This is a genomic window from Paenibacillus sp. FSL R7-0333 (genome assembly GCF_038000365.1).
GTDB classification, from domain to species: domain Bacteria; phylum Bacillota; class Bacilli; order Paenibacillales; family Paenibacillaceae; genus Paenibacillus_AQ; species Paenibacillus_AQ silagei.
This window is the reverse complement of the sequence record NZ_JBBOBZ010000001.1, coordinates 6,406,125-6,424,028: the sequence shown is the minus strand read 5'-3', so window position 1 is coordinate 6,424,028 and position 17,904 is coordinate 6,406,125. Positions and strand designations below refer to the sequence as shown.

The following is a 17,904-nucleotide window of genomic DNA, read 5'->3' as shown; positions in this document are numbered from 1 at the left end:
TATACCGGGAATGCAGGCTTCTTGCTGTTATTAAGGCTCGTTAACTTAGCCTAGCTTAAGCAGCCTGCTTCGCAGGCAGCAGACGGCGGATCAGCTTCGCCAGCTCCATCACAATGACTGCGCCTAGGGCGAGTCCGGTGGCGGTCAGCCAGTGGTTCATCCCGAAGGTGGCAGGGATTGAGAAGATCTCTCTGACACCTGGCAGGACCGCAATGCCGTAGAAGGCAAAGCAGATCAAGACCGCGCCGATTACATATTTGTTGCTGAAGAAGCCGGCCTCCACAGAGGTCTGGCTGTTGGAGCGGGCAGCGAAGGTCTGCAGGGTGCGTGCCAGAATCAGCGTGGTGAAGGCCATCGCAATCCCCATTTCATCCGAATGCTGCAGCCCGATATACTGGGAGATAATCACGGCAATCCCGATCAGCAGACCGCGGGTGATCACTGCCTGCATCATCCCGCCTGCGAAAATGCCCTCGCTGATGTCCCGCGGCTTGCGGCTCATTACATCCGGCTCCGCCTTTTCCATGCCCAGCGCAATCGCCGGGAGGGAGTCGTTCGCCAGGTTAATGAATAACAGCTGAATGGCCGTGAACGGATTGATCCAGTCGAAGATCAGGGCGAACAGGATGGCGATAATCGCACCCAGATTGCCGGCGAACAGATAGGCGATCGCCTTCTTAATGTTATCGAACACCGTCCGGCCAACAGCCACTGCATTGACAATCGATACGAAGTTATCATCGGTTAGGATCATAGCCGCCGAATCCTTGGCGACATCGGTTCCGCTGCCCATGGCAACCCCTATATCAGCCTGCTTCAGTGCCGGAGCGTCATTGACGCCGTCCCCGGTCATGGCGGTAATTTTGCCCTTACGCTGCCAGGCCCGGACGATCCGGATCTTATTCTCCGGGGAGACGCGCGCATACACGCCGATCTGCTCCAGTCTGCTGTCCAGCTCTTCGTCGGACATGGCATCCAGCTCCTGGCCGGTGACGGCGATCTCATGCTCCGCCATCAGTCCGATGTCGCGGCCGATCGCCTGGGCCGTAGTCTTGTGGTCCCCGGTAATCATAATTGTGCGGATACCGGCTTTGTTGGACTCGGCAATGGAGCCATATACAGCCTCGCGCGGCGGGTCAATCATCGCCGACAGGCCGACCAGCACCAGGCCCTGCTCATCGTCAAGCCCCACCTCTGTCACCGTATCCGGCACGTTCTTATAGGCATAAGCAAGCACGCGCAGCGCTCTGCCGGAGAACTGTTCATTCGCCTCATTGAAGTTTTCCAGGACCTCCGCCGTCAGCGGAACCTCCTGGCCCTCCAGCAGGACATGGGAACATCTGCTGAACAGGACATCCGGGCCGCCTTTGGTCAGCAGGGCCTTCTGCCCCTCGAACGTATGCAGCGTAGTCATCAGCTTACGTTCAGAGTCGAACGGCAGCTCTGCCTCGCGCGGGAAGTTATCGCGGATCTCGCGGTAATCCCTGTCCTTGCTGTTGCTGAAGGCAATCAGCGCTACCTCAGTGGGGTCGCCCAGCTCTTTGCCTTCTTCATTAATATTGGAATCGTTACAGAGCACGGCAATATGCAGCAGCTTGCGGGCTTCCTCCGACCAGTCATCGGCCTTCAGCTTGAACTGCTCCTCTGGCCCTCCGGGGAGAAAATAATCCACAACCGTCATTTTATTCTGGGTCAGCGTCCCGGTCTTGTCCGTACAGATGACGCTCGTTGATCCGAGTGCCTCTACAGCAGGCAGCTTACGGATAATGGCATGCTGCCGGGCCATCTTATTCGTGCCCACGGAGAGTACAATGGTTACAATAGAAGACAACGCCTCGGGGATAGCGGCAACAGCTACTGCTACAGCGAACATCAAGGCATTCAGGATGGCTTCGGTGGTGTCCACCGTGTCATTCGAGAGCCAGACGCGTGCGGCCTGAATGGCGAAGATCAGCACCGACAGCAACAGGACGGCGATCCCCAGCTTTTTGCCGAAGCTCTCCAGCTTGCGCTGCAAGGGCGTCTGCTTGGCTTCGGCACTCTCGATCAGCCCGGCTATCTTCCCGAGCTCGGTGCCGAGTGCCGTTCCTGTAATGACCAGTGTTCCCCGGCCATAGACGACCAGTGAGCCGCTGAAGGCCATATTGCGCCGGTCGCCCAGCGGAGCCTCCTGCGGGATAGGATCGGTATGCTTATCCACGGCTTCGGATTCGCCGGTCAGCATGCCCTCATCGATCCGCAGACTCCCGGATTCAATAATCCGTCCATCCGCAGGCACATAATCGCCAGCCTCCAGGAAGACGATGTCTCCCCGGACCAGCTCCCTTGCGGGAATCGACAGTAAGGCTCCGTCCCGCATGACCTTGGCTTCAGGTGCGGACATTTTGCGCAGGGCGTCCAGTGAGCTCTCTGCCTTCCGGGTCTGCACCACACTGATTACAGCATTCAGAATCAGCACCACGAAGATGATGACGGATTCCATAATATGTCCCATTACGATCTGAACGGTTGCCGCGATGAGCAGCACAATGACCATAGGATCTTTGAAATTCTCCAGAAACAGCTTCCATAGCGGGTCCTTTGCTTTGCCCTTCAACTCATTGTAGCCTTCCTTGGCCAGCCGGTTGTCTACTTCAGCAGACGTAAGCCCGCTTACGGAACTGTTGACTTCTTCCAGGGTGTCTGAACTATTGCGGCGGTAATACTCCATCAGGTACAAGCTCCTCTCCCGTTTGTTATCTTTTGTCTGTATGGTCCAAATTTACGTTAAATAGTATGACAAGTTTCATTATTCTCAGCTCGGGCGGCTAATTACTTATACCCCAATAGGCCATAGTTAGATAGAATGAATTCAGATAATTATTCGTTAATGATAAAAAATATTTCGTAAAGGCAGGGTTCTGCTTGAATCGGACATTTGCATATGTGATGCTGTTTATCGTCTTTATTCTCCTGTTATCCATTAAGGAGCCGTCAGTCGTGAATACGGTGCTCCTTACGGTTATGGTGACATTGTTAAAATATCTGGTCACGTTCATTCATGAACTTGGGCATTATTTGGCTGGGAAACTCGTGGGCTATCCTGTACCAGTAGTAACCATTGGAGAACGAAAGCCGTTCTGGCGTGTATCTTTTTGCGGAACTTTATTTATTTTTGGCTATGGCTTCGGCGGGCTAACGCTTATGGGGAGCAGTGACAAGGTCAGCAGGCTGCGTTCTTCGATGTTTGCTCTTGGCGGGGTACTGTTCCAGCTTGCTGCAATAATTCTGGTTTATACTACAATGGGAATCGGCAACGAAGACAATTATTTCCTTCCGCTGATTTTCCTCGTTTTGAACGGCTGGACCATTGCAGTCAGCCTATACCCATCTATCATTGCCAGGAATGAGGCATACTATTTTAGCGACGGCCTGCTTCTGGCAAGAATTATGAAGAGTAGAGAGATCCATCACGATTGATTCTTCTCCTATGTGTTAAGGCGCTTCGGCATATAGCCCTGGCGTCTTTTTTGTACTTTTTAGAGCAAAATCCATAAATAGTGGTATTTTTCCCAATGAGGGGTTCCTTATGCGTGAGAAGGACAAGCACTATAATATGAAGGCGGTTACAAAAAACCGAGGATGAATATAAAAGGGGAGGCAAAGTATGAAAAGTATGAAGCGTGTTTTAACGGGGCTCTCAACAGTACTCGTGATGTCATCTGCTCTGGCAGGATGCGGCGGCGGGAACTCCAATTCCAGCTCTTCCGGCGCAGCTGCAACAACGGCTCCGGCATCAAATGCGGCAGAGGCTACCAAAGCTCCGGAAGCGGGTAGCGGTGAGAAGGTAACGATCAATCTGTGGAGCTTCACCGACGAAATTCCAAACATGACCAAGAAGTATATGGAAGCGCATCCTGATGCGAATGTGGAATTCAAAACTACGGTAATTGCAACTACAGACGGTGCTTATCAGCCTGCACTTGACCAGGCGCTGGCAGGCGGCGGGAAGGATGCCCCGGATATTTACGCAGCGGAATCCGCATTTGTACTTAAATACACGCAAGGCGATGCATCCACCTATGCTGCAAATTATGCAGACCTCGGACTTGATGATCAAATGGTAAAAGATGCTGGCATCGCCCAGTATTCTGTAGATATCGGCAGCAGCCTTGACGGTCATCTGAAAGGCCTCGGTTACCAGGCTACAGGCGGTGCCTTCATCTATCGCCGCTCCATTGCCAAGGATGTCTTCGGAACCGATGATCCGGCTAAGATCAAAACAGAGGTTGGGCCCGGCTGGGATAAATTCTTCGATGCAGCGAAGAAGCTGAAGGCTAAAGGCTATGGTATCGTATCCGGCGACGGCGATATCTGGCACCCGATCGAGAATAGCTCGGACAAGGGCTGGATCGTGGACGGCAAGCTGCACATCGATCCGAAGCGTGAAGAATTCATGGATCTCTCCAAAAAGCTGAAAGACAACGGCTATCATAACGATACAACAGACTGGACAGAAGCATGGTATGCCGATATGTCCGGTGCAGGCGCTCAACCTATCTTCGGATTCTTCGGTCCGGCTTGGCTCATCAACTACGTGATGAACGGTCAGGTGAAGGATACCAACGGCGACTGGGCTGTAACTGAACCGACTACTGGCTTCTTCTGGGGCGGTACTTGGCTCTTGGCCAATGCCGAAGTAACCAAGGATGAAGCGAAGAAGCAAGCCGTTGCAGACTTCGTTAAATGGGTTACGCTCGACAGTTCCGAGACGGGCCTCCAGTATTACTGGGCTAACGGTACGATGAAAGCGGGCGAACAAGGCACGAAGGATAGCGTAGCTTCCTCTGTGGTGATGTCCAAGTCCAATGGTGAAGTTCCATTGCTCGGCGGACAGAACATGTTCGACGTCTTCGTTCCGGCCAACGCGAATGCTTCAGGTAAGAACCTGACCCAATTCGACGAAACGATTAACAAAGCCTGGCGCGAACAGGTACGTGAGTACACTGCAGGCAATAAGACCAAGGAAAAAGCAATCGAAACCTTCAAGTCGCAAGTCAAAGACCAATTGGGTATTGAAAGCGAATAAGAGGAATTCGAAGGGGGCGGGGGATTATCCCCGCCCCTATAATCAACTAAAGAGGTGAGAGCATGCGCCGCAAGGATGTCAGCTATGCGAAATTCGGCTATATCTTTACTTTTCCATTTGTACTTGCCTTTCTGATTTTTTCGCTGTACCCGATTCTGTATACAGCAGTCATCGGGTTCACGGATATGAAGGGGCTCATTCCGAAGCCTATACATATCCTTGATAACCCGTTCCAGAACTTCAAGGATCTCCTGTTCGATAATGTTTCATTCCGCAAGTCCCTGATCAATACTTTCCTCCTGTGGATTACCAACTTTATTCCGCAGATGGCCCTTGCGCTTTTGCTGACCGCCTGGTTCACGAACAAGCGGCTTAACGTCAAAGGACAAGGCTTGTTCAAGGTTCTGCTTTATATGCCGAATATCATCACTGCAAGTACGATTGCCGTGCTGTTCAGTACATTGTTCGCATATCCTATGGGTCCGGTCAACAGCCTGTTTCAGATGCTGGGCTGGAGTGATTCTCCGATCTTCTTCCTGCAGGATAAGACGACAGCCCGCGGCATTATCGCTTTCATCCAGTTCTGGATGTGGTACGGGAACACGATGATCGTCCTGATTGCAGGCGTAATGGGGATTAACCCGGCGCTGTTCGAGTCGGCGGCGATTGACGGCGCGAACGGGTTCCAGACCTTCTTCCGGATCACCCTGCCGAGTCTGCGTACCATCCTGCTGTTCACCCTGATTACCTCAATGGTCGGCGGTCTGACCATGTTCGATATTCCGCAATTATTCCTGGCGGGCGGACCGGATGACTCTACGCTTACTACGTCCATGTTCATCTACGGGCAGGCGTTCAAGGGCAGCTACATGTATAACCGTGCTGCAGCCGCAAGTATGATCATGTTCCTGATTTCTGCTGTACTGTCCGGCCTTCTGTTCTACGTGATGCGTGACCGGGACGCAGCCAAGTTGAAGAAGATCCAAAAACAAACACACAGAAATGCTGCTCAGGCAGCGGCTAGGGAGGTGTAATCCATGGAGAAGAATCGGGAAAGCAGTAAAGTCACCCAAACTGTCAACAAGACGATTATCTACGTGGTTTGCATCGCTTTGGCAGTACTCAGCATTTTGCCGTTCTGGATTATGTTCGTGAACGCTACACGCTCTACACCGGAGATCCAGAGCGGACTTTCTTTGCTCCCCTCGAGCCACATGATGGGCAATCTGAAGGTGCTGCTCGACAAGAGCTTTGATCCACTGCAAGGCTTCATGAACTCCTTCATTATTGCCAGCGGTGCAACGCTCTGTACGGTCTACTTCTCCTCACTGGCTGCTTACGGACTGGTAACCTACAGCTGGAAGCTGCGGGGCGCGTTCTTCACCTTCATTATGTGCGTGATGATGATTCCTTCCCAAGCCAGTGCGATCGGCTTCTATCAATTCATGTATAAGCTGCACTGGACCAACAACTTCCTTCCGCTGATCTTGCCGGCCATTGCAGCGCCTGCAGTGGTATTCTTCATGCGTCAATACCTGCTTGCTACACTATCCATTGAGATCGTAGAGGCAGCCCGTGTAGACGGATCTGGAGAGTTCCGTACCTTTAACCGGATTATTATGCCACTGATGATGCCGGCCATTGCGACACAAGCCATTTTTGCTTTTGTAGCCAACTGGAACAACTTGTTCATGCCGTTAATCCTCCTTACTCAGAAGGAGAAATATACGATGCCTATCATGGTCAGCTTATTGCGCGGGGACATCTACAAGACGGAATTCGGCTCTATCTATATGGGGCTGGCGCTGACCGCATTGCCGCTGTTCATAGTCTACTTCCTGCTGTCCCGTTATATTATCGCAGGTGTAGCACTGGGCGGAGTCAAAGAATAACCGGATCAGGATAGCTGTGAAGACAAACCATACTGCAGAGAAGGTCCATTCCGGTGGATCATTCTACTGCAGTTTTTTGTATGCGGTTGGTTGAATGAACAGCCGGCATCGGGTAATGTTGAAGGATAAGCGGATAGGGGGAAGCAGGAGTGAAAATCGGATTGTTAATTATTGATCTGCAAGAGGTCCATGTCAGCGGGGTGGAGCAGAAGGAGATTGACCGCGCCTGCGAGTATATCAATTATGTCTCCGGGCTGCTGCGGGCCAAGGGCCATGCCGTGATTCATATTCAGGACATTGAAGGGATGCAGCCCTCTGAGGAAGCGAAGTTCGCGATCCTCTCCGGAGTTGAGGTTCAGGAGACGGATTTCAACGTGAAGAAGGAATACTCGAATGCCTTTTGGAAGACGGATCTGGAAAAGCTTGTGCGGGAGCAAGGCATCGATCTGCTGATTCTCTCCGGCTATGCCGCCGAGCATTGCGTTCTGTTCACCTATAACGGGGCTGCCGAAAGGGGAATCAAGGCGGTGCTGCTGCAAAATGGGATTCTAAGCTCTCATCAGGATGTAATCACGGCGGCGTACAGGGACCGGAATCTGGTTTCATATCCTGTGATTCAAGCGTTGGTGGAGTCTTAGTTTTCAACGAAAAACACCTCAAGCACCGTTTGGCGCTTGAGGCTTTCTTGTTGTTTAGGAAATTATGATTTTCTTCTGTTGTGGATAAGTGGCGCGCAGCCCTCAGGGTGATTTTGTTCCGGATAGAGTAAAATATTCCCGGTTAGAGTGAAGCCGGACTTTATTTCCCCTCAGTACGGGCTAACTCCGCATGCACGATAGGGGCAACCTTGGTGCCTAGCAGCTCGATGGCACGCAGGACCTCGCGGTGCGGCATGTAGCCGACATTCACATGCAAGAAGAACCGGGTCACGCCGAGATTCTTACGCAGCAGAATGATCTTCTCGGCGACATACTCTGCGTCACCGACATAAAGTGCTCCGCGTAAGCTGCGGGCATCATCGAAGGCTGCGCGGTTGTAGGTTCCGCCCCAGCCCCGTTCGCGGCCGATGACATTCATCTGTGCCTGGGTGGACGGGTAGAATAAGGCCGCAGCCTGGTCGTTAGTTTCACCTACGAAGCCGTGGGAGTGTGTGGCGATCTGCAGTTTATCCGGATTATGTCCGGCGCGTGCTGCGGCCTCCTTGTACAAGTTCACTAGTGGAGCGAACCGCTCCGGCATTCCGCCGATAATCGCGAAGGCGATAGGCAGACCAAGGGTTCCAGCCCGTACAGCGGATTCAGGGTTGCCGCCGCTGGCGATCCAGACCGGAAGCGGGTCCTGAACGGCACGGGGATAGACCGGCAGATTATTTATAGCCGGACGGTGCCCACCGCGCCAAGTGACTTTCTCGGAGGCGCGGATCGCCAGCAGCAGCTCCAGATTCTCCTCGAACAATTCATCGTAATCCTCCAGACTGTAACCGAACAGCGGGAAGGACTCAGTGAAGGAACCGCGTCCGGCCATAATCTCTGCCCGGCCGTTCGAGAGGCCGTCCAGCGTAGCGAACGCCTGATAGACCCGCACCGGGTCATCCGAAGACAAGACGCTGACCGCACTGGTCAGTCTGATCCGCTTGGTTGTCGCTGCCGCTGCGGCGAGGACTACAGCCGGGGCACTCCCAGCATAATCCTTACGGTGATGCTCACCTATTCCATATACGTCCAGGCCCACTTGGTCAGCGAGCACAATCTCCTCGACAGCTTCCCGCAGCCGTTCTGCATGGCTGATTGTCTGCCCCGTCACCGGGTCAGGTGTAGTCTCCAAAAACGTGCTTATCCCTATTTCCATAATCTTCTTTTCATCGGCCATGTTCATCCGCCCCTTTCTTCATGTCATCATTCTACTATACTTTTTAATGTTTCTCAACTTTAGTAAGTGATATGAGCGATTTTTGTTTTTTTATTATTGTATACGGAAGACTTCGTGATTAGCAGGACAACCAATGTAAGCGAAAAACCGAACACATTTGGCAGGTAGGAGGGGCGGGGGCGGATTTAGGCGAAAAACCGAATACATTGGGCAGTTTGCCAGGTGTGAGGGGGGCGAGGTTCTACACTTGTTCTCACGCCAAAGAGACCGGGTTGCCCCGGCCTCTTCGGCGGCCTGCTGTATTCAGGATTCAGGATTTATCCTTCTTGACGGCAAGCTGTACAATCATAATGACAAGAACGAGCAGTGCGATGAGCTGGTCTGTACTCATACTAGTCCGAACCTCCAATCCCGTTACAAGGATGGCTCTTATCGGACCTGCGTCTCCTCTCCAAGAAGCTGCTTCGTTCCCCTTATTTCAGCCTATGTATTCATACATACACTTAGAACTTAAGCATATAAATATTATTGCAGCAGACGGCTGCCGGGTGGGGGGCGATGGCGCTGAACAGGCTTGCGTTACACAGGTGAACCTTCCAGCAATTTTTATCTTGTACTTCGGATGAGGCTGCTTTAGTATATATAAATTGGCTTATATTTATATCTACTGTAAGGAGTGCATCAGGGAATGCTGCAGATCAAATGGGGGGCTGAATTATGGTTGTAATAGCCTGCCTGATTTTTGTTGTGACTTTGGTTTTTGTGATCTGGCAGCCGCGGAATTTATCGATTGGCTGGTCCGCCTGCGGCGGGGCGATTCTCGCGCTTGCGGCAGGGGTGGTCAGCTTCGGCGATGTCCGTGATGTGACGCTGATTGTATGGAATGCAACGCTTGCATTCGTAGCGATTATTCTAATTTCCTTAATTCTCGATCGTGTCGGCTTCTTCGAGTGGGCGGCGCTGCATATGGCGGCGGCGGCACGCGGCAACGGCACGCTGATGTTCATCTATGTGATTGTACTGGGTGCAGTCGTAGCGATGCTGTTCGCCAATGACGGGGCAGCGCTGATTCTGACGCCGATTGTGCTGGCGATGGTCCGGGCGCTGAATCTGGACGAGCGCAAAGTCTTTCCTTTTATTATTGCCAGCGGCTTCATTGCCGATACCACCTCGCTGCCGCTGACCGTCAGCAATCTGGTGAATATTGTCTCTGCCGATTTCTTCGGCATCACCTTCATGCAGTATGCAGGACATATGTGGCTGCCTACCCTGTTCTCGCTTGGCGCAAGCATTCTGGTCTTATATCTCTACTTCCGCCGCAGCATTCCGAAGGAGTATGACACCGCCGGAATGAAGCTTCCGGGGGATGCCATTAAGGACCAGCGGATGTTCCGGCTATCCTGGTTCGTACTCGCGCTTCTGGTAGCCGGATATTTCGTCAGTGAATTCCTGGACATTCCGGTATCCGTGGTAGCGGGAGTGATCGCAATCTGTTTCCTGCTGATGGCCCGCAGAAGTCCTTACGTGAAGACGATGGAAGTGGTCAAGGGGGCGCCTTGGGCGATTGTTTTCTTCTCCATTGGCATGTACGTAGTGGTGTATGGCCTGCGTAATGCGGGACTGACGGATGTGCTCGCAGAGATGATCAGCGGAATTGCGAAGCACGGGCTGTTCGCAGCCACGATGGGGATGGGCTTCCTGGCCGCGCTGCTCTCCTCGGTGATGAATAATCTGCCGACCGTGCTGATCGGGGCGCTGGCCATTGATACCGCACATGCCGCGGGTCTGGTGAAGGAGGCTCTGATCTACGCCAATGTTATCGGTTCGGATCTGGGCCCGAAGATTACACCGATTGGTTCACTGGCCACGCTGCTGTGGCTGCATGTGCTGTCGGGCAAGGGTGTGAAGATCTCCTGGGGCTCCTATTTCAAAATAGGGATGATCCTGACGGTTCCCACACTGTTCATCACGTTGCTCGGTCTATATTTGGAGCTGAAGTGGCTCTAATCAGAGACCTGTTAAGCGAACCGGGGGCCACGATCCCGTGTACAATTCATAATTTAGAAGGAGCGGTGCAGACCTAGTCTGACCGCTCTTTTTTCGACATCTAAGGCAGATCATTCCTTCTTCTTGCCCTGTCCCTGCTCCTGCTGCTCCGGGTACTTCACCACAGGCCATTTCACCTTGCGCAGGGCGTTCATCAGCTCCGGCCCGGCATGAAGATTGCTGCTGACCAGCTCATGGGGCGTGAGCGCCATCCACTGGTTGAGGGAGACGTCGGCGAACCGGTCGCTCTTGAACATTTCCAGGAACCAGAGCGTCTCTGTGCCGGTATTCTGAACATAATGCCCCTGGGCAAAAGGCACATAGCCGACATCCCCGGCCCTTACATTGAAAGTGCGCGCATCGCCGTTGCCTCCGAAGACGGTCATTCGTCCTTGCCCGCTGAGGTAATACTGCCACTCGTCATTGTTCGGGTGCCAGTGCAGCTCCCTCATCGCCCCAGGCTCAATCTCTACCAGGGCTGCGGCGATATTCCGTGAGATGGGGAAATTGCTGGAATCGACAATCCGCACACTGCCTCCCGGGGTCTTGAGCGGCGGCTGGGCCATCAGCCGATGCTTGAAGCTCAGCGGAATCTCCCCGTAAGGCGATTCGATCCGCTGGCTCGCAATTGGACCTGGCACCTGGTCCTGATAGATGTACACCTGCTCCTTGGGAAGATTGGCGAAGGCGGATTCAGGTACACCGAAGTTCGCGGACAGGACTTCGCGCGGCGTATGGGCGAACCAGTCGGAGATGGACAGGGTGTTCAGATCCGAGAAGCCTCCATCGTCGAACACAAGCAGGAATTCACATCCCTCAGCCAGACCCTGAATGGAATGCGGGATGCCTGGAGGGAAATACCACAGATCGCCGGGACCGACATCGGCGATGAAGTTGCGGCCATTCTGGTCCACGGCTGTAATCCTTGCGCTGCCCAGCAGCATGTAGGACCATTCTGCCTGCTGATGCCAGTGCAGCTCACGTACGCCGCCCGGCGTCAGGCTCATATTTACGCCCGCAAGCGTAGTGGCCACCGGCAGCTCCCTGACCGTCACCTCACGGGACCAGCCGCCATGATTCAGCTGCATGTGGGCGTCGGAGAACGAGAATTTCAGATTCGGGATCAGCCCGTTGTCCGTGACCGGAGGAACGAACATATCGGGATTCTCCCGGTCGCGCATGATGTCACGTGGACCCAGGTCGATATTGCCTGCACCGTCACTGCGTATGGGCTGGGGAATGACGGGCTGGCCTAGAGAACGGGGATGCTCAGGATTCATCACATAGGCTCCTTTCTGGAACGCACAGCATTTCAAGAAAATATATGCGCAAATGTGATAATATTTGACTACCGGACAAAGATCCGTACGATAATCAGAGAGCAGGGTTAGAACCAATGACATTAAGTGGACAAGAACGCTACCGCTTCAGCGAAGCGCCTATATGGGAATTGCAGCGCACCTACTATGAACAGCTGGGTCTCCAGGCTTGGGCCAATGACCAGGTTCCGCAGTATATTACAAGTAATCCGATGATTGGAACGGCATATGCAGAGATCATTTTCGGCTTTCTTCAGGACCGTGCGCAGAAGGGATTCATTACAGAGCCGGTAGTGGTACTGGAGCTGGGCGCAGGAGTGGGGCGTCTGGCGTTCCATGTACTGCAGCAGCTGTGTGAGTTGATCCAGTATGCGGGCGTGCCGCTGCCGCCGTTCCGCTATGTGATGAGCGATTTACCGTGGAAGAACATTGAGGGCTGGCAGCAGCATGAGGGGCTGAAGCCTTTTGTAGAACAGGGAATGCTGGACTTTGCCCGCTTCGATGCGGTCCGGGATACGGAGCTGTCCTTAACGCAGAGCGGATTGGTAATTAAGCCAGGGGAGCTGGGGCAGCCGCTGATGGTAATCGCCAATTACTTCTTCGACAGTATCCCACAGGAGCTGCTCTATGTGGATGAAGGCAAGATCTATGAATGTGAGGTCTCGCTGAAATATCCTGAGCAGTCCGCTACCATGGGGCCGTCCGAGGTGCTCCGTGATCTGGTGCCGGAATACCATTACAAGCGTGCAGCGGGCTATGAGGACAGCTCGTATCCTTATCATGAAGTGATCTCGTTCTATCTGGACAAGCTGGAGGATTCACATGTGTTGTTCCCGGAGGCAGCCCTGTCCTGTATGGAGCGTCTGGGTGCACTCTCCCGGGGAAGCTTCCTGCTGCTCACTGCCGATAAGGGAGACCACCGGCTGGAGAACTGGGAGTTCGCCGAGCCGCCGAAGCTGATTCATCACGGAAGCATCTCGCTTACAGCGAATTATCATGCGCTGGTGCATTATTTTGAGCGGAAGGGCGCACAATCCCAGTTCACGCAGCATCATTATAAGAATCTCAATGTGGGCTGCATCCTGATGCTGGAGGAGCCGATGCTGCATCCGCATACCCGGCTGGCCTACCGGCGGTTTGTCGAGCGATTCGGGCCGGATGATTTCTTCAGCCTGAAGGTGTGGATCGACAAGAATTACGACACCATCGGCATGCAGCAGATCCTGGCCTTCTGGCGGCTGGGGGGCTATGACGCGGAGCTGTTCATTCAGAGTGCCGAGCGGATCTCTGCGCTGCTGCCGGATGCCAGCGACGAGGAGCTGCTGGACCTTCAGCGGGGGATCGACCGGATGTGGCGGGGCTTCTACCCGATGCCGCAAAAGTATGATCTGGCGCTGGACTGCGGCCTGCTGCTGTTCGAGATGGAGCAGTACGGGGAATCCCGCCGCTTCCTGGAGCATTCGCTGGCCTCCAGTGAGGAGGAGCCGGTAATTACCGTGCTGTACTGCCTGGCAATCTGCAGCTACGAGCAGGAGGATGATGAGGCGGCGCTGGATTATACGCGCAGATCGCTGCTGATTGAGCCGGAGCATGAGGAAGCGCTGGAGCTGCTCGCGGCGCTAAGCCAGGACCCGGCAGAGGCTTAGGCTGCTGCTCCCGGCAGTCCGGTGCAGCCCTTTACACCCGTTGTGAGTTTTGTTATTCTGTATCCAATAACGCAAACGCGATGACGAGAAGAGTACATTCAGGTTCTTCCCTCACAGAGAGCTCCGGCTGGTGTGAAGGAGCAGGGAAGACTGGATGGAAACAAGCCTCTGAGCGGCTTACCGGAACCAGGCAGCAGCCGGGGATGGTACGACAGGAGCTCCTGTTACAGAGCTAGAGTATAAGCCCTGCCGGACGGCAGCGCCGTACTTGATGAGATTAATATGGTGACATATTAATGAACCTGGGGTGGTACCGCGAGAATTTCGTCCCCAAGACTTACGGTCTTGGAGGTGAGGTTCTTTTTTTGTATCCGAAATTTAGGTAGTACCACCTATAACAGGAGGAGATCATCATGACAGTTGCCAATGAGAATGAGAACACACCGGCCATGCCGGAGAATTATATGGATAAGCTGATTAGAGAAGATGTGGAGGCGGGAGTCTTCAGCAGGGAGATCTGCACCCGGTTTCCGCCGGAGCCCAATGGCTATCTGCATATCGGAAGTGCTTTTGCCATCCATACAAATGTGGAAATTGCCCGTAAATACGGCGGCCGCTTCCATCTGCGCTTCGATGATACCAACCCGCTCAAAGAGGATAAGGAATATGCGGAGGCAATCATCCGTGACCTTGAATGGCTGGGCTGCAGTCCCGGGGAACACATCTACTACGGCTCGGATTATTCGGAGGAGATCTACCACAGGGCAGAGACACTCATTCTGAAGGGGAAAGCCTATGTCTGTGATCTGACGGCAGCAGAGGTAACGGCTTACCGGGGGACCTTAACCGAGCCGGGGAAGGACAGTCCTTACCGCAGCCGAACGCCGGAGGAGAATCTGCGGCTGTTCCGGGAGATGCGTGCGGGGAGCTATCCGAATGGCGCTAAAGTGCTGCGGGCCAAGATCGACATGGCCTCGCCGAACATGAATTTGCGAGATCCGGTGCTGTACCGGATTATTCATGCCGCGCATTACCGCACGGGCGTTGCCTGGTGCATCTACCCGATGTATGATTTCGCCCATCCGATTCAGGATGCGCTGGAAGGGGTGACGCATTCGCTCTGCTCGATCGAGTTCAAGGATCACCGGCCGCTGTACGAATGGGTGCTGAACGAGCTGGGCACCCCGGAACCGCCGAGACAGAGGGAATTCGGCCGGGTGAACCTGACCGGAGTGGTTACAAGCAAGCGGCATCTCCGGGCACTGGTAGCCGGAGGCTTCGTGGACGGCTGGGATGATCCGCGCCTGCCTACGCTCAGCGGGCTGCGCAGACGGGGTTTCACGCCGGAGAGCATCGAGGCCTTCGTACGGGAGATCGGCATGGTCCGCAATACGACGATGGTGGATTTCTCGCTGCTGGAGCATTGCCTGAGACAGGACCTGAAGGCGAAGGTGCCGGCGGTCATGGCGGTACTGGACCCGCTGAAGGTCGTGCTTACCAATTACGCCGCCGGGGCCTCTGAGCTGCTTCCGATCCCTAACAACCCTGAGAATGCCGAGCTGGGTTCAAGAGAAGTACCGTTCTCCGGCACGCTCTACATCGAGCGGGCCGATTTCATGGAGGTGCCTGTGAAGGGCTTCCGCAGACTGGTTCCAGGCGGCGAGGTGCGGCTTAAGGGCGGTTATATTATCCGCTGCAGCGAGGTGATTAAGGACGCTCAGACGGGGGAGGTTCTGGAGCTGCGCTGCACCTACGACCCGGAGACCCGCAGCGGCGGCACTCTAAGCGGCCGGAAGGTGAAGGGGACTGTGCAATGGGTCTCGGCTGCTCATGCGCTGAAGAGTGACGTATACCTGTATGAGCAGCTGCTGACGGATAACAACGGGCCGAAGGAGGAAGGAGAGAGCTGGGAGGAATACATCAATCCGAATTCGATAACTCTGCTTAAGGATTGCCTGCTGGAGCCGCTTGCGGGTAACCCTCAGCCCGGGGACACCTACCAGTTCCTGCGTCACGGCTATTTCTGCATTGACAGCAGGCTTAGCACAGCTCAGAAGCTGGTGTTCAACCGAATCGTTCCGCTCAAGGACACCTGGAAGGGCAACGCAGGACACGTAAGCAGCAGCGAATAAGTAGTGGATGAATCTAGAATTTGGCGGGTTGTGCGGGCTATGCCAGGCTAATTTCTTAAAAAGTTTAGAATGTTACACAAGCAGCGGTGCTCCTGTTACTGGAGGATCGCTGAATTGCGTATGCGTCTGCCAGGCTAACGGTCGACAAGTGGGAGAGAAATCGGGTTGGGAGTAAAGCGTTGGCTGCACTTTGTACATTAGATTTCATTATAATCGACCAAAAAGCAGCTTCTATTGTAGTTTATACAGCAGATTATTGGGAAAATGGCCTTTGAAAACAAAAAAACCGAAAATCAAATGTATGAAATACAACAGAGTGAGTTTTATCGCAAATTATTGTGTAATCTACTGCACAAAGTACAATCACCCCCCGGCAGAGGAGTCAACTCGATAATGGGAGCGGGTAATAACATAAGGCAAGAGCCTCACTTAATAGAGTGGCCTTACATAATATGGGTCGAGGCATTACATGAAAACCCAATGAAAATACATTTACAATTCTCATCTTGAGGATTATAATAAAACCAGATCAAATGTTGTACCAGGGAAACTTTCGTGTATATAGACAACTTTTTCCGGGCAAGAGGAGGACAGAACATGATGGAGCAAAATACCGCAGTAGAATCATCCCCTATACTAAAAGGTCATATCAATACACATTCGGCACAATCCGTGCTTAATGGAGATGTCAAAGGACTGAAGAGACTTCTTCCTTTTCTGGGCCCGGCTTTTATAGCTTCCGTAGCTTATCTGGACCCCGGCAATTTCGCCACCAATATTACGGCAGGCTCGAAATACGGTTACCTGTTATTATGGGTCATCTTTGCCTCGAATCTAATGGCTGTACTGATACAATCCTTATCCGCCAAGCTGGGTATTGCGACCGGCAAGAATCTGCCTGAGGTGGCGCGGGAGCGGTTCCCGAAGGGCGTATCGATCTTCCTGTGGATACAGAGCGAGCTGGTTATTATCGCTACCGACCTGGCGGAATTCATCGGCGCAGCGCTTGGACTGTATTTACTGTTCGGTATCCCGATGCTGCCGGCCGCACTGATAACCGCTGTAGGGTCATTCGCCATTCTGGAGCTTCAGCGGCGCGGCTACCGTACCCTGGAGGCCGGAATCGCCGGGATGGTGATGATCGTGGTGCTGGCTTTTGCATTCCAGGTCATTATGGCGAAGCCGGATGCAGGCAGCATCCTTACCGGGATGTTCACCCCAAGATTCGAAGGTGTCGACAGCATCCTGCTGGCGGCCGGGATTCTCGGCGCGACGGTGATGCCGCATGCGATTTATCTGCATTCCTCGCTGACCCAGAGCCGGGTCGTCGGCATTGATGAGCGGGAGAAGAAGCAGATCTTCCGGCTGGAATTCATCGACATCCTGATCGCGATGCTGATTGCCGGTGCGGTCAATATGGCGATGGTCATTGTGGCGGCCGCGCTGTTCTTCAAGAACGGTCTGGTGGTGCAGGATCTGGATGTCGCCTTCGAGCAGTTCCGCAATCTGGCCGGTCCCGTGACGGCAGTCTCCTTCGGCCTCGGCCTGCTGATCGCAGGGCTGTCCAGCTCGTCGGTGGGTACGATGGCCGGGGATGTGGTCATGCAGGGCTTCATTAATAAAAAAATCAATCTCTACCTCCGCCGGGCGATCACCATTATCCCACCGCTGACGATCATCGCCTTCGGCATTAACGCGACAAGCGCACTGGTGATGAGCCAAGTCGTCCTTTCCTTCGGGATTGCCTTCGCCCTGATTCCGCTCGTCATCTTCACCAGTGACCGCCGGATCATGCAGGGGCTGGTGAACCACCGGATCACCACCATTCTCGGCTGGATGATCTCCGCCCTGGTGGTCGCGCTGAACCTGTTCCTGGTAGTGGAGATGTTTGTGTAACACGCTATAACAGATTATCCAGGAGGTCGTCCTGTA

12 protein-coding genes and 1 other annotated feature are annotated in these 17,904 nt (G+C 53.7%); of the genes, 9 read left to right on the top strand and 3 right to left on the bottom strand.

Annotated elements, in window-relative coordinates:
* Positions 1 to 55 precede the first annotated feature (55 nt).
* Entirely contained in the window at positions 56 to 2,710 is a 2,655-nt protein-coding gene (locus MKY86_RS27160) for a cation-translocating P-type ATPase (RefSeq protein WP_076081781.1), read from the bottom strand.
* A 269-nt stretch (positions 2,711 to 2,979) separates the two neighbouring features.
* On the opposite strand from MKY86_RS27160, the gene MKY86_RS27155 reads away from it, so the two are divergent.
* The 5 genes from MKY86_RS27155 to MKY86_RS27135 all read left to right on the top strand — a co-directional run bounded on the left by MKY86_RS27155 (position 2,980) and on the right by MKY86_RS27135 (position 7,598).
* Positions 2,980 to 3,459: a site-2 protease family protein gene (locus tag MKY86_RS27155; RefSeq protein WP_143803810.1), complete on the top strand. Its 480-nt coding sequence runs from the start codon at positions 2,980 to 2,982 to the stop codon at positions 3,457 to 3,459.
* 187 nt (positions 3,460 to 3,646) lie between these two features.
* Positions 3,647 to 5,068, top strand: coding sequence for an ABC transporter substrate-binding protein (locus MKY86_RS27150; protein WP_083685474.1), 1,422 nt, complete (start codon positions 3,647 to 3,649; stop codon positions 5,066 to 5,068).
* A gap of 62 nt (positions 5,069 to 5,130) precedes the next feature.
* Positions 5,131 to 6,102: a carbohydrate ABC transporter permease gene (locus tag MKY86_RS27145; protein ID WP_036730473.1), complete on the top strand. Its 972-nt coding sequence runs from the start codon at positions 5,131 to 5,133 to the stop codon at positions 6,100 to 6,102.
* Positions 6,103 to 6,105: 3 nt separating this feature from the next.
* Positions 6,106 to 6,960 carry a carbohydrate ABC transporter permease gene (locus MKY86_RS27140; protein ID WP_076081779.1) on the top strand — a complete coding sequence of 285 codons (855 nt, stop codon included), beginning with the start codon at positions 6,106 to 6,108 and terminating at the stop codon, positions 6,958 to 6,960.
* Between the two features lie 149 nt (positions 6,961 to 7,109).
* Complete coding sequence (locus tag MKY86_RS27135; protein WP_076081778.1) at positions 7,110 to 7,598, top strand: cysteine hydrolase family protein; 489 nt, start codon at positions 7,110 to 7,112, stop codon at positions 7,596 to 7,598.
* Positions 7,599 to 7,758: 160 nt separating this feature from the next.
* On the opposite strand, the gene MKY86_RS27130 is transcribed toward MKY86_RS27135, so the two are convergent.
* On the bottom strand, positions 7,759 to 8,829 hold the full coding sequence (locus MKY86_RS27130) for an LLM class flavin-dependent oxidoreductase (protein WP_076081777.1): 1,071 nt from the start codon (positions 8,827 to 8,829) through the stop codon (positions 7,759 to 7,761).
* Positions 8,830 to 9,546: 717 nt separating this feature from the next.
* Here MKY86_RS27130 and MKY86_RS27125 point away from each other — a divergent pair.
* Positions 9,547 to 10,836, top strand: a complete 1,290-nt coding sequence (locus MKY86_RS27125) for an arsenic transporter (protein WP_076081776.1) — start codon at positions 9,547 to 9,549, stop codon at positions 10,834 to 10,836.
* Positions 10,837 to 10,946: 110 nt separating this feature from the next.
* Here the strand turns inward: MKY86_RS27125 and MKY86_RS27120 are convergent, their stop codons facing one another.
* Positions 10,947 to 12,155: an oxalate decarboxylase family bicupin gene (locus tag MKY86_RS27120; RefSeq protein ID WP_076081775.1), complete on the bottom strand. Its 1,209-nt coding sequence runs from the start codon at positions 12,153 to 12,155 to the stop codon at positions 10,947 to 10,949.
* A 116-nt stretch (positions 12,156 to 12,271) separates the two neighbouring features.
* Between MKY86_RS27120 and MKY86_RS27115 the strand changes: the two genes are divergently transcribed.
* The 3 genes from MKY86_RS27115 (at position 12,272) to MKY86_RS27105 (ending at position 17,868) form a co-directional block, all read left to right on the top strand.
* Positions 12,272 to 13,840 carry a tetratricopeptide repeat protein gene (locus MKY86_RS27115; RefSeq protein WP_076081774.1) on the top strand — a complete coding sequence of 523 codons (1,569 nt, stop codon included), beginning with the start codon at positions 12,272 to 12,274 and terminating at the stop codon, positions 13,838 to 13,840.
* A gap of 71 nt (positions 13,841 to 13,911) precedes the next feature.
* Positions 13,912 to 14,175 (top strand) — a binding site (T-box leader).
* Positions 14,176 to 14,253: 78 nt separating this feature from the next.
* The gene (locus tag MKY86_RS27110) at positions 14,254 to 15,972 is read left to right on the top strand and encodes a glutamine--tRNA ligase/YqeY domain fusion protein (RefSeq protein WP_076081773.1); all 1,719 of its coding nucleotides are present in this window, start codon (positions 14,254 to 14,256) and stop codon (positions 15,970 to 15,972) included.
* Between the two features lie 600 nt (positions 15,973 to 16,572).
* Positions 16,573 to 17,868: an Nramp family divalent metal transporter gene (locus tag MKY86_RS27105; RefSeq protein WP_076081829.1), complete on the top strand. Its 1,296-nt coding sequence runs from the start codon at positions 16,573 to 16,575 to the stop codon at positions 17,866 to 17,868.
* Positions 17,869 to 17,904: the final 36 nt, after the last annotated feature.